General features: G+C 52.6%; 13 protein-coding genes. 3 read left to right on the forward strand and 10 right to left on the reverse strand.

Features of this window, described 5'->3' with window-relative positions; translation table 11 throughout:
- Positions 1–106: 106 nt before the first annotated feature.
- On the reverse strand, positions 107–532 hold the full coding sequence (locus QEN58_RS11260) for a VOC family protein (RefSeq protein WP_280103756.1): 426 nt from the start codon (positions 530–532) through the stop codon (positions 107–109).
- Positions 533–636: 104 nt separating this feature from the next.
- Between QEN58_RS11260 and soxR the strand changes: the two genes are divergently transcribed.
- Both soxR and QEN58_RS11270 read left to right on the forward strand, forming a co-directional pair.
- Positions 637–1101, forward strand: coding sequence for a redox-sensitive transcriptional activator SoxR (gene soxR / locus QEN58_RS11265; protein WP_280103757.1), 465 nt, complete (start codon positions 637–639; stop codon positions 1099–1101).
- Between the two features lie 277 nt (positions 1102–1378).
- Positions 1379–2575, forward strand: coding sequence for a DEAD/DEAH box helicase (locus QEN58_RS11270; protein ID WP_280103758.1), 1197 nt, complete (start codon positions 1379–1381; stop codon positions 2573–2575).
- 69 nt (positions 2576–2644) lie between these two features.
- Here QEN58_RS11270 and rho read toward each other — a convergent pair whose 3' ends face one another.
- The 9 genes from rho to cbiE form a co-directional block, all read right to left on the reverse strand.
- A complete protein-coding gene (gene rho, locus QEN58_RS11275) occupies positions 2645–3601 on the reverse strand; it encodes a transcription termination factor Rho (protein ID WP_280103759.1) in 957 nt (318 codons plus the stop codon).
- A gap of 440 nt (positions 3602–4041) precedes the next feature.
- Entirely contained in the window at positions 4042–4854 is an 813-nt protein-coding gene (locus tag QEN58_RS11280; RefSeq protein ID WP_280103760.1) for a HEPN domain-containing protein, read from the reverse strand.
- A 508-nt stretch (positions 4855–5362) separates the two neighbouring features.
- Positions 5363–5977: a hypothetical protein gene (locus QEN58_RS11285; protein WP_280103761.1), complete on the reverse strand. Its 615-nt coding sequence runs from the start codon at positions 5975–5977 to the stop codon at positions 5363–5365.
- A 5-nt stretch (positions 5978–5982) separates the two neighbouring features.
- Positions 5983–6216, reverse strand: coding sequence for a DUF2188 domain-containing protein (locus tag QEN58_RS11290; RefSeq protein WP_280103762.1), 234 nt, complete (start codon positions 6214–6216; stop codon positions 5983–5985).
- A gap of 572 nt (positions 6217–6788) precedes the next feature.
- Positions 6789–7229 (reverse strand): YtoQ family protein, encoded by a 441-nt coding sequence (locus QEN58_RS11295; RefSeq protein WP_022523082.1) that lies wholly within the window; start codon positions 7227–7229, stop codon positions 6789–6791.
- 71 nt (positions 7230–7300) lie between these two features.
- Positions 7301–8065 carry a precorrin-6A synthase (deacetylating) gene (cobF, locus tag QEN58_RS11300; protein WP_280103763.1) on the reverse strand — a complete coding sequence of 255 codons (765 nt, stop codon included), beginning with the start codon at positions 8063–8065 and terminating at the stop codon, positions 7301–7303.
- Positions 8062–8865: a precorrin-4 C(11)-methyltransferase gene (cobM, locus tag QEN58_RS11305; protein WP_280103764.1), complete on the reverse strand. Its 804-nt coding sequence runs from the start codon at positions 8863–8865 to the stop codon at positions 8062–8064. The genes cobF and cobM overlap by 4 nt, the downstream gene beginning before the upstream one ends.
- Positions 8862–9248, reverse strand: a complete 387-nt coding sequence (locus tag QEN58_RS11310; RefSeq protein WP_227406263.1) for a cobalamin biosynthesis protein — start codon at positions 9246–9248, stop codon at positions 8862–8864. The genes cobM and QEN58_RS11310 overlap by 4 nt, the downstream gene beginning before the upstream one ends.
- Positions 9245–10453 carry a precorrin-6y C5,15-methyltransferase (decarboxylating) subunit CbiE gene (cbiE, locus tag QEN58_RS11315; RefSeq protein ID WP_280103765.1) on the reverse strand — a complete coding sequence of 403 codons (1209 nt, stop codon included), beginning with the start codon at positions 10451–10453 and terminating at the stop codon, positions 9245–9247. Before cbiE ends, QEN58_RS11310 begins: the two co-directional genes overlap by 4 nt.
- Here cbiE and QEN58_RS11320 point away from each other — a divergent pair.
- On the forward strand, positions 10452–11189 hold the full coding sequence (locus QEN58_RS11320) for a cobalt-precorrin-6A reductase (RefSeq protein ID WP_280103766.1): 738 nt from the start codon (positions 10452–10454) through the stop codon (positions 11187–11189). The two genes, cbiE and QEN58_RS11320, sit on opposite strands and share 2 nt — an antisense overlap.
- The last annotated feature ends 4 nt before the right edge of the window (positions 11190–11193 follow it).

The following is an 11193-nucleotide window of genomic DNA, read 5'->3' on the forward strand; positions in this document are numbered from 1 at the left end:
CACTGAAAGCAAAAAGGGATTTTACCAGATTATTCAAAAGATATTTTATGGTGCATAAAATCTAAATCCAGTACGGCTCAGCACCCCGGAGGGTGCTGAACTTATTTTACTGCGCATCTTGATTTAAATTCCGCTCGGCCGGGATGTCACTTAGGTACTCGACAAACTCCACCTCAAACCCAGCCGGATCGACAAAATAGACATTTTTGCGAAACGGCTCTTTAGCGCCGGGTTTGGCAATGGCATAGCCAGCGTTATTTAACCTGGCCACCACGGCATCGAGGTTATCGGTCACATAGGCAAAATGGGCCAGCCCAACGCTATGGCCTTTAAGGTCGCGGTTCGCCCCTTCGCCGTGATCGCTTAACGCCAGGTAATGTTCATCGTCACCAAAGTGCACCCATTTGCGGGGTTTGCCATACCACTCGCCATGGCCTTCATCCCTTACCCGCCAATGCGGGAATACGGCGCGGTAAAAATCCAGCATGGCATCCATATCATCAACGACCAGATTAACGTGTTCCAAGTACATAAGAGTCTCCTTGCGTTAAGTGAAATGGCAGGATAAAACCTCAACTTAACTTGAGGTAAAGCTGTTTTTGGAGAAAAATGGCAAAAAAGATTCAGGAGTGCGTGATGGCAGAGGCAATTTGGAGTGTTGGCAAGGTGGCAAAGCGCTGCGGCATTAACGTCAGTACCTTGCACTTTTATGAGCAGCAAGGTCTGATCCAAAGCTGGCGCAATGCGGGCAACCAACGCCGCTATAAGCCAGAAGTGCTAAGGCGTATTTCGGTGATCAAAGCAGCGCAGAAAGTCGGCGTCAGCCTGGAGGAGATCAAACGGGCTTTTGAATCACTGCCCAATAACCGCACGCCGACGGTGGAAGACTGGCAACAGCTTTCCAAAAACTGGCAGCAAATGCTGGACGGCCGTATTGCTTATCTGCAAAAGCTGCGCGATAACTTGACTGGCTGTATCGGCTGCGGCTGTTTGAGCATGACCAATTGCCCACTCTATAACCCGAATGACCAGTTAGCAGAGATCGGTAGCGGGCCGGTGCTTTTGGATCAGGCGGAGCAGCGGGCAGGGGTGGATCGATAGACCGGTTACCGTGCATATTATATTCAATTCACTATTTCTTTTTCATAACATGCTGTTTAGTAACCCTGGAACCCAAGTTAAAGACTCAACACTCAAATTAAATAAGCAAAAAACCACTTACTATTAATTTTATGAATGCCTTTAATTTCATTATATAAGCCACCATTCAGGGCCATCAAGCTAATTGCACTAATCGAGCAATGAACGGCTGCTTTTACGCTATAATGCGTCATCTTTTCTTTTCGACGCACCTTACGACCATCTGTCAGAGCGCCTTATGCCCTTTTCAAAACTAGGATTATCCCCTCCTCTTGTTCAAGCGATTACCGAACTAGGTTACCAAACGCCAACGCCCATCCAGGAACAAGCGATTCCTGCCATTCTTTCGGGTAAGGACTTAATCGCCACCGCCCAAACAGGCACGGGCAAAACCGCTGCCTTTGTTCTGCCTCTGCTAGAACGGTTCAGCAACGCGGGAACGTTACGCGGCAAGCGCATACGGGCGCTAATTCTCGTACCGACTCGTGAGTTAGCGGTTCAGGTCGAAGCCAGTGTGGCTCAATACGCCAAGCACACGCACCTAACCTCGATGGCGATGTATGGCGGTGTGGATACCGAAACTCAAAAAGAGCGCCTAATCGCAGGGGTGGATATTCTGGTCGCCACGCCGGGCAGATTGCTTGATTTGGCCCATCAGCGTGCGCTGCACTTTGATGAACTTAAAGTCATGGTGCTGGACGAAGCGGACAGAATGGTCGACATGGGTTTTGCCGACGATATCCATAAAATCATAGAGCGCCTACCTGAAAACCGTCAGAACCTACTGTTTTCGGCCACCATCACAGACGACGTTCGTGCCCTTGCCTACGATTTTTCAGATAGCAAGATGACCGATCTGGCGGCTGAAATATCGATCACCCCCAACATCCGTGCCGCCGCTAATGTCAAACAGTGGCTCATCACCGTCGACAAAGACACTAAGTCCGCCCTGTTGAGCCACTTAATTAATGAGCAAAAGTGGGATCAGGCGCTTATTTTTACCGAGAAAAAACACAATGCGGCCAAGCTTGTTGCTCAGCTGGAAAAACGCGGCATCACAGCGGACTCTATCCATGGCGATAGAAGCCAAGCCATGCGCGAAAAGATTTTGGCTCAGTTCAAATCTGGCGAGCTAAAATACTTGGTTGCTACGGGGGTTGCCGCGCGCGGTTTGGATATTGATGAACTGAGTCGTGTGGTGAATTACGATTTACCTTTTCAGCCAGAAGAATACATCCACCGCATTGGCCGAACCGGCCGCGCGGGTGCCTCGGGGGAAGCCATCTCTTTAGTCGACATGAGTGACTTTAAAAATCTATGCGCTATTGAAAGACGCTTAAAAAGCATTATTGAGCGCAAAGAGATTGCAGGCTTTTCGGTTCGAAAAGCAGTACCCGAGTCAAACTTAAACTATAATAAACAAAGTAATCGTTAAACCTTACCCAACAAGCTCACCTCCCTGTATTCTTAAAAACCAAAGGTGAGCTTCTTTATTATAGGTATTTCACGAATCCGGCACAAACGCATCCAATAACTCGGCGTTAGTGGGATACTTATCCAATAACGCAAACAACTTCTGGGCGCCTTCTACTGGCTTAAGCGCTGTCAAACCTCTACGCAATGTCCTTACCTTTTCAATATCTTTTGCATCAATCAAAAGCTCTTCGCGACGGGTACTGCTTTTGGCAATATCTATCGCAGGGAAAATCCGTTGATTGGCCACATCCCGGGATAACACGAGTTCCATATTGCCCGTGCCTTTGAACTCCTCGAAAATCACCTGATCCATACGGCTTCCCGTATCCACCAGCACGGTGGCCAGAATGGTGAGCGATCCGCCGTTTTCGATCTTTCTCGCAGCGCCAAACAGTTTTCGGGGTATTTCCATCGCGCGAGAATCCAGCCCACCCGACATAGTGCGCCCATTGCCGCGCTGCTCGGCATTATGAACCCGCGAGAGTCTGGTAAGAGAATCGATCACAATCATCACATTATGACCTTCGCCTGCTTGCTTACGCGCCGTCTCAAGGAGCTTATCGGCCATACTTACATGATGTGTGTAGCTTTCATCTGAAGACGATGCATGGACTTCTGCCGACACACTGCGCTTAAAATCGGTCACTTCTTCCGGGCGCTCATCAATAAGCAAGGCATACAGCTTTATGTCAGGATTAGCTTCCGCTACAGCCTGACAGATATGTTTTAACATCGTCGTTTTGCCAGAGCCCGGCGGCGCAACAATCAACCCACGTTGGCCCATCCCAATGGGCGTAATCAAATCCATCGCTCGCACAGTACGCTGATTAGAACCAGGCTCTAAATAGATGCGTGGGGAAGGATGAATAGCGACGCCATTTAAAAAACGTTTTTCGGGATCATTAGGGAATTGATCTTCAATTTCTTCGGCGGGGTTGGCATCTGTCTCTCTTTTCGCCTTCAAACTTAGTATTTTTCTCGTCATATTATTGATGGATCGCCTTGAATAAACTGAATTTATAGAATACTGAATCTATGAAATAGCTGCATCATAGACTGCCGATTAGTCGCATTGTTGCGGTACTTGGCATGGAAAACGGTTAAGTCTAATTTGGGCTCAATCAGATGATTAGTCGTTGATCTCCACCATGGCGTTCTGATCGTGGTTATAGGGTTTGAAGCGCGGCATGGTGAACACTCCTCATCTATTTTCTTTGATCCTACCAAAGCGTAGCTGTCTACAGAGTTTTTTTCTACAGCCTCAACGCTCAAACCAAGTGTACACAAAAAGATACTTGGAATTTTATGTCAAATTTTCATTTAGTCTTCCAAACCCACTTTCCATTAACAATTGTGAAAGATCCTGTTTGGATAAATTTAATTCTAATGCTCGTTTCAAAGACTTCCTCACGAGTTCTTTCATTTTCAACACGTCATTTTATTTATTTTTTTACGATCTCCTGTATGCACTAGTGCCGAGCGTTTATCATATAGTTCTCTTGCCACCTTGAATATCTCGCGAGAACTTTCTCTATCTTCACCTAAAAGCACTGCACAACCCCTTGAAACTCTAAGCCGAAGCTCGGTCTTACCATCATTAAGCAAGGCTTCTAAAGAAATCATTAGGGACAGAAATTCAAATTCTATATGAGGCACATGATAAGATTGCTCAAAATTTGATAGGGAAAATTCTAAATATTTCGGCAATTTACCTATAAGCTGGGATGATAGATATTCATTAACCAACGGAACTTCGTTCTGATTCAGACTAAACAAACGATTTTCACAAAATAGAGTATTTTCCATTGAGCTGAACATTTCCAACTCATCATCTTCATCTGTATAATAAAATTCTATACTTATCCGAATGGACCCCTCTTTAAAAAGTCTTAACTTATTAATTCTATCACCTAAGTATTTCGAAATCTGTCCATGAAACTTATGCTGCATTTCCCAATATGGCATATGCGCTTCAATATCAGCAGGATCCCCTTGAAACTCAGGATAATCATCTAAATTTTTCTTTATTATATAAACATACTCAGGGCGATAATATGACCCAAATGGAACACATCCCCATTCATGATCTAATTTTGACCATACATCCGCAGTTATGAAACTCCCCTCACACATATCTGCAAAATCAACCATGGTCATTTCTTCAATAACAAATCCATCACCAAGGTCAATCCCGAGGATAGAGCTATCTACGTTGCCAAGTAAAGCCAGATATTTCATTAATTTACCTTATTGCCATAACGCTCGCATTAAGTCTGTGGTTTGACGACGCAAAGCGGCGGCAAATACGTCGACTGGAGGGTATATTCTGGCAGCTTAGGGAGGCATAGCTACCGCTATTTTCTTCTTTATAGATGAGATAACCTTAAGCAAGGTAGCTGGATCATAGTGCACCGACTAGTCGCGTCGCTTCGGTGCTTTGGAATGGAAATCATCGAAACCGACAAGTCGAGCTTGTGCTCAATCATAAAGTGCACGGCGTGTTCAAAAGTGCCTGGCTGAAGCTGATCTTGGTAGTTGATCACCAACATGGTGTTCTGATCTTAATTCTAAGCTTTGAAGCGCGGCATGCTGACCACTCTTCGCCTGTTTTCCAGAGCATACCAAAGCAGCTGTCAGTGGGGTTTTACTACAGCCTCAACGCCATGGTTCAGGCGCGTTTGAGGCGGTGCTTGCGTTTTCGAAAGCAAAGGTGCGCCGCGGGCCAAATGTCGCCTGCAACAACTTGTTATACGTTTTCGTCAACCCAACTCTCCATGCTTTCCAATAGCTCCGGAACCGGGAGTCTTTCGATGTCTCTTTTGGAAAACCCCCTTGCGGTGAGCGCATCGTAGTTGTCGCCCATGAAAACGTTGAATGAATCCCAGATGCGGCTAGCTCCATCCGCGCCAAGCCCACATGTTGAGCTGAGCCAATTACGAACCTCGACGACAACGTCTTCAGGAATGTTTTGATGATTCGCAACGTCAGAATTCGACAAATCAGAAATTGCTGCTTGGTATTTATATCTTTCCCCGACAAGAATTAGGCATTTCTTTTGCTCGTGTTCCCCGCCTTTGAACAGGCGACACCCAACGTCAATTCCCAGCTCAAACGGCATGTTTAGGCGAAATACTTCTCCTTTCTTTGTGGCTTTGATGCGTGAGAGGTCATGTATTGCGTACTTTGACTCTTGTATGAGCTCGACGATCTTGGCAATGCGAGCTTCTCCGGAGTCTATCCGCTCAGTTGCAATTCTCGGCTTCAACCCGAGATAGATGATGGTGAATAGTAGTGGCCGAAGCAGCGGATAAAAAGGTTCGTCAAATGGGCAGTTAACGAACACGTTTTGATCGAATGCCACCTTAACTATTTCTTATCTCGCGGAGGAAACGGATCGATCCCATAGCTCCGACGTTCTTTGATGGTTCCATCTTTTCCGTGGACATAAAGTTCACCATGTGTTTTTTTTGCAGCGTCACGTGCATATTTCACAGCATCGGCTTGGCTCTCAAAGACCTTTCCTGCGCGGGTTTTCCCTGCTGTTTTGACGGCCCAACCACCTCTTTGGCGGGGGACGACATGTTTGCCCTTAGTTTTCATGGGGAGGTCACTCCTGACTCATAAAACGTATAATAGTGATTATACACCCAACTGCATAACTTCAATGAAAGTGCCTTCGCGTTTATCGATGTTATCTAGCTCGCCACATTTACGTAACTCATTGTTTTAAAAACCAACATCCCAACCACTAGGCAGCATACCCAATATTTGCGTGCCCGCTCGTTTTTCTATATTCATATCACTCTATTCATAAAATTGGCTTAGGTCACGCATTGGGAAGATAGAATTTGGGAGTGAGGTTTTGATGGAGTGCGAGGCGGAAGAAGAAGACCTTTCATAAGCAATTGTTTCCGTTGGCTAATAAAACGCTGATCGTGCCACAAGTTGTGCTCATACAACCCCGTATTGCGGACTTTAGTGGCGCGACTAACGGCTTACCTGTAGTCCCATTTCAACAGACTTCTGTAAGATCCCGACTTCGTCGGGCGATCACTTTGGGTGGCTGATTAAGCGCTGATCGCCCAATGAATTGGGCTCCTACAGCCCCCTATTGCAGGCTTTGTGGCGCGATGCCCCTTACAGGGCACCGTGCCCTTAGCTGGGTGGGCGTATTAGGCTTTGAGAACGTAACGCAGAGTTTCAACAACTTGATCGGTGGTGGTACACCAAGCTTGAGCGCCAGCATCGACCTCTTTCAGCGGGTGAACAATGTCTTCGCTATGCAGGGTGATGTAGGGCTTGGCGAGTGCTGCGCAGTAGCCTGCATCGAAGGCGGCGTTCCACTGTTTGTACTGGTCACCGAAGCGTACAACGACCAGATCCGCTTGCTCGATCATCGTGCGTGTGCGGATGGCGTTGACCTTGGAGGACTGGTGGTCGCGCCAGAAGCCATTTTCCGGCTTGCCCAGGTGGTCGCCGGCGGCGTCAGAGGCGGCGTGGTCGGTGACCGGTGCGGTAAACACGATATCCAGGCCTGCGGCCTCGGCGCCGCGCTGGATTTCTTCGCGCCAGTCGGTATGGATCTCGCCGGATAAGTAAACGTAAAAGCTCATGACTATTCCTCAATATACTAGTTGATCAGTAGCGCCATTTTATGGAAAAACATTCCATATTTATACCAGCGTTATAGCAGAGGCTGTTTGGCCAGCAGATAAATATCCATTATCCAGCCGTGAGTGTCGCGCAGCTCCGCCCGGCGCTGGACGATCTGGTCACTGACCTCGCTAAGCCAGCCTTTGATCAGGCACTGTTTCTCCATGCCCAGGTAGGCGCCCCACCAGATGTAGGTTTCGTTTTGCGGAAGCGAGGTAAAGGCCCCGCCGCTATCCAGCATTACGGCGACGGTGGCGGCATCGCTTGGCCAGCCGCGCTCGCGCAGGCGGCGGCCAGTGGTGATGTGTACCGGCTCGGCGAGGGCATTGAGGGGGATTTTATGTTCGGCAGTGAGCACTTGCAGGCTGGTGATGCCGGGCACTACCTCTACATCAACCTGCTTACCCGCAGCGCTTAGGCGCTGGGTAATGCGCAGGCTGCTGTCGTAAAGCGAGGGGTCGCCCCACACCAGCATCCCTACCCGCCCGCCGTTGGGTAAGTGTTCATCGATTAGCTGCGCCCAGACGCTGGCGATGGCTGCGTGCCAGTCGTCTACCGCGCCCAGGTAGTCATTGCGGCCATCACGACTAGGCAGATCGAACTCAACGATCTTGGTGGTCATCGGCGCTTCCAGCAGCCGTTCGCAGAGCAAGCGGCGCAGGTCGATAAGATCCGACTTGGCCTCGCCTTTGCGGGGCAGCAGGATCAGATCGGCGTTATTGAGGGCGCGCACGGCGGCAAGGGTGACGTGATCGAGGTTGCCGGTGCCGATGCCAATGAGCGAGAGCGTGATCATGGTTCGCTCTCTTGGTCTTGCTTTACCGTGGCAAAAGGCGAATCCGCCGACTGGGGGCGAAAGCGGCGGTCGTAGCCTACGGCGTAGAGGCTGCTCTCCTGGAAGTCGTCGCTCTCCAGCACCGGCCCCACCAGAATTAGCGCGGTGCGCTGCATGGTGTTATCGATCAACGCTTCTATGCTGGCTAGCCGCCCGCGTACCACCCGCTCGTCGGGCCAGCTTGCCCGCCACACGATGGCCACCGGGCACTGCTCACCGTAGTAAGGTGTCAGGCTCTCGACCACCTGGGCAAGGTTATGGATAGAGAGATGGATGGCCAGCGTGGCGCCGGTGCGGGAGAAATTGGCTAGCGTCTCGTCGCTGGGCATGGCACTGGCCCGACCGGGCGTACGGGTGAGCACTACTGACTGGGCGACACCGGGGAGCGTCAGCTCCTGACCCAAGGTAGCCGAGGCTGCCGCGAAGGCTGGCACGCCGGGGGTAATGCTGTAGGGGATATCCAGCTCGCGCAGGCGGCGCAACTGCTCGCCCATGGCCGACCACACGGATAGATCCCCTGAATGCAGCCGGGCGACATCCCGGCCTTCGGCGTGGGCGCGGCTGATCTCCTGCATGATGTCATCCAGCGAGAGCGGCGCGGTGTTAATCACCTTGGCCCCTGGTGGGCAGTGTTCCAGAATCTGCTCCGGCACTAACGAGCCTGCATAGAGGCAAACCGGACAGGCGGCGATCAGGTCGCGCCCGCGCAGGGTAAGCAGATCCGGCGCGCCGGGGCCGGCGCCAATGAAATGTACGGTCATTCTGTGATTCCTTCTGCCAACGCCAACGCGGCGGTGGCCAGCCTATCCGCTGAAATTATCCTCGGCCCCATTAGCCTAGCATTCGGGCCTGCCGCTAACAGCGCTACGGCCTCGGCCACGCTGCCCGTGCCGCGGGCCTGCATACTTTGTGTTGAATGAGTCAGCGTTGCCACCGTCGGCAGCTCGGCGTCCGACACGGCGATAACCTCGATGTGTCGCAGTTGTCCCAGCTCTTCGACTAACGGCAGCATGGAGCGAGCCGCCGCCAGCTTATCGATAGCGCCGCATTGGTCGATCAGTTGATCCAGCGCCTGGGCAAGAGATTCAAGCGTGGCCTCACTGCGAAAGCCAAATCCGGCGACGTGTAACGCCCGCGCCTTCATCGAACGCCCCGCCACTGAACGATGGGGTAGCTGGCCTTCCAGCCCCGCCGAGTGCCGATGGGGGCGGCGTTGGCAAGTTCCAGCCGCAGCAGTTCGCCGCCTGCTTTTTGATGCCAGTGCGCCAGCAGCGCTTCGGATTCCAGTGTTACGGCATTGGCGACGACGCGCACGCCTTCGGGCAGGCGCTGCCATAAGTCTTCCAACAGCGTTTGGGATAGCCCGCCGCCGATAAATACCGCATCCGGGAGCGATGTATCGTTTAGCACTTCCGGCGCGCAGCCCTCTTTTACTTCCAGCCAATCAACGCCCAGGTTATCTGCATTGCTGCGCGCCCGCGCTGCCCGTTCCGCGTTTTGCTCGAAGCCTACCGCCTGATTATCCGGGTGAGCGAGCAGCCACTCAATGGCGACGGAGCCCGATCCGGTGCCAATATCCCACAACCGCTCGCCGGGCATGGGGGCTAGTGCCGCCAGGGTGATGGCGCGAATGGTCTGTTTGGTAATCTGGCCGTCGTGGTCAAAAAAATGATCCGGCAGGCCGGGCGTCAACGGCAAGGCCGGGCCGTTACCGGTGACTTCCAGCCCTACCGCCACCGGGTGGGCGATATCCTGGGGCAAGCTGGCGTCGACACGGCAATGGCGAAGGCGTTCGTTATAGCCGCCCAGGGCTTCCAGCACCGTTAGCTGTGAATCCGCAAAGCCGAACCGACTGACCAAAGAGGCGAGTTCAGCAACCGCCGCGCCGTCTCTTACCAGTACCAGCAAACGCCTACCGACATGCAGGTAAGGCCGAATGCGCGCCAGTGGTTTGGCATGCAGGCCCAGGCAGGTGCAGCGCTCCAGCGGCCAGCCCAGGCGGGAAGCCGCCAGGCTGAAGGTGGAAGGCGCAGGCAATGCCAGCCACTCGTCAGCGCCGAGATGCTGCGCCAGGGTGCTGCCCGCCCCAAACCAGAACGGGTCGTTCGAGACCAGCATGACTACCCGATGGCCGCGCTGATTGAGCAGTTCTGGGATGCCATCGGCAAAGGGCACAGGCCACTCAATCACTTCGGCGTTTAGGGGCGGCAAAAGGCGTAGGTGGCGGCGCGCGCCGAACACTACCTCGGCACTTTCCAGTGCGGCGCGGCTTGCCGCCGTTAGCGCCTGTGTGCCACCCTCCCCCCAACCTAACAGGGTCAGCCAGGGAGTTTTGTTAACCTCAACCATGATCAAGATCCTAATTCTCGGGGGAACCTCGGAGGCCAGCGCCCTGGCCAGTGCGGTTGCCAAGCGCGGGCTGCCCGCCATATTCAGCTATGCTGGGCGTGTTGCCACGCCTAAACCCCAGCCACTGCCTACTCGCATTGGTGGTTTTGGCGGCGTTAGCGGCCTTGCCGCCTTTGTGGCCCGGGAGCGCATCACCCATATCGTCGATGCCACCCACCCTTTTGCCGCGCAGATGAGCACGAATGTGTTAGCCGCTGCGGCCCAGTGCGGCGTAAAGGCCATTGCCCTTACCCGGCCTGCCTGGCAACCCGTTGACGGCGACCAGTGGCACAGCGTGGCAAGTATCGATGAAGCTGTCAGCACTCTGGCGGGCCCGCCCCAGCGGGTGCTGCTCGCCATTGGCCGCATGCACCTTGCGGCCTTTGCCGGCCAGCCCCAGCACCATTACGTGCTGCGTTTGGTTGACCAACCATCTAGCCCGTTACCACTGGCCGATGTCAGCACCGTGATTGATCGAGGCCCGTTTACGCTGGAAGGCGATCTCGTCCTGCTGGAAGGTCAGCGAATCCAGCGCGTCGTGTGTAAAAATTCCGGTGGCGAAGGGGCGGCGTCCAAACTCACCGCTGCCCGTAGGCTCGGCCTGCCCGTGGTGATGATCGAGCGGCCTCACCTGCCTCCTCGCCACGAAGTTCATCGTATCGATGACGTGATTAGCTGGCTCGATAGCCACTCTTAATCTT

Source organism: Halomonas alkaliantarctica (assembly GCF_029854215.1).
GTDB classification, from domain to species: Bacteria; Pseudomonadota; Gammaproteobacteria; order Pseudomonadales; family Halomonadaceae; genus Vreelandella; species Vreelandella alkaliantarctica_A.

Bases quoted from the DNA above. Each gene is read 5' to 3' on its own strand.
- QEN58_RS11260 (WP_280103756.1), bottom strand. From the start codon at position 532: ATGTACTTGGAACACGTTAATCTGGTCGTTGATGATATGGATGCCATG.
- soxR (WP_280103757.1), top strand. From the start codon at position 637: ATGGCAGAGGCAATTTGGAGTGTTGGCAAGGTGGCAAAGCGCTGCGGC.
- QEN58_RS11270 (WP_280103758.1), top strand. From the start codon at position 1,379: ATGCCCTTTTCAAAACTAGGATTATCCCCTCCTCTTGTTCAAGCGATT.
- rho (WP_280103759.1), bottom strand. From the start codon at position 3,601: ATGACGAGAAAAATACTAAGTTTGAAGGCGAAAAGAGAGACAGATGCC.
- QEN58_RS11280 (WP_280103760.1), bottom strand. From the start codon at position 4,854: ATGAAATATCTGGCTTTACTTGGCAACGTAGATAGCTCTATCCTCGGG.
- QEN58_RS11290 (WP_280103762.1), bottom strand. From the start codon at position 6,216: ATGAAAACTAAGGGCAAACATGTCGTCCCCCGCCAAAGAGGTGGTTGG.
- QEN58_RS11295 (WP_022523082.1), bottom strand. From the start codon at position 7,229: ATGAGCTTTTACGTTTACTTATCCGGCGAGATCCATACCGACTGGCGC.
- cobF (WP_280103763.1), bottom strand. From the start codon at position 8,065: ATGATCACGCTCTCGCTCATTGGCATCGGCACCGGCAACCTCGATCAC.
- cobM (WP_280103764.1), bottom strand. From the start codon at position 8,865: ATGACCGTACATTTCATTGGCGCCGGCCCCGGCGCGCCGGATCTGCTT.
- QEN58_RS11310 (WP_227406263.1), bottom strand. From the start codon at position 9,248: ATGAAGGCGCGGGCGTTACACGTCGCCGGATTTGGCTTTCGCAGTGAG.
- QEN58_RS11320 (WP_280103766.1), top strand. From the start codon at position 10,452: ATGATCAAGATCCTAATTCTCGGGGGAACCTCGGAGGCCAGCGCCCTG.
- cbiE (WP_280103765.1), bottom strand. From the start codon at position 10,453: ATGGTTGAGGTTAACAAAACTCCCTGGCTGACCCTGTTAGGTTGGGGG.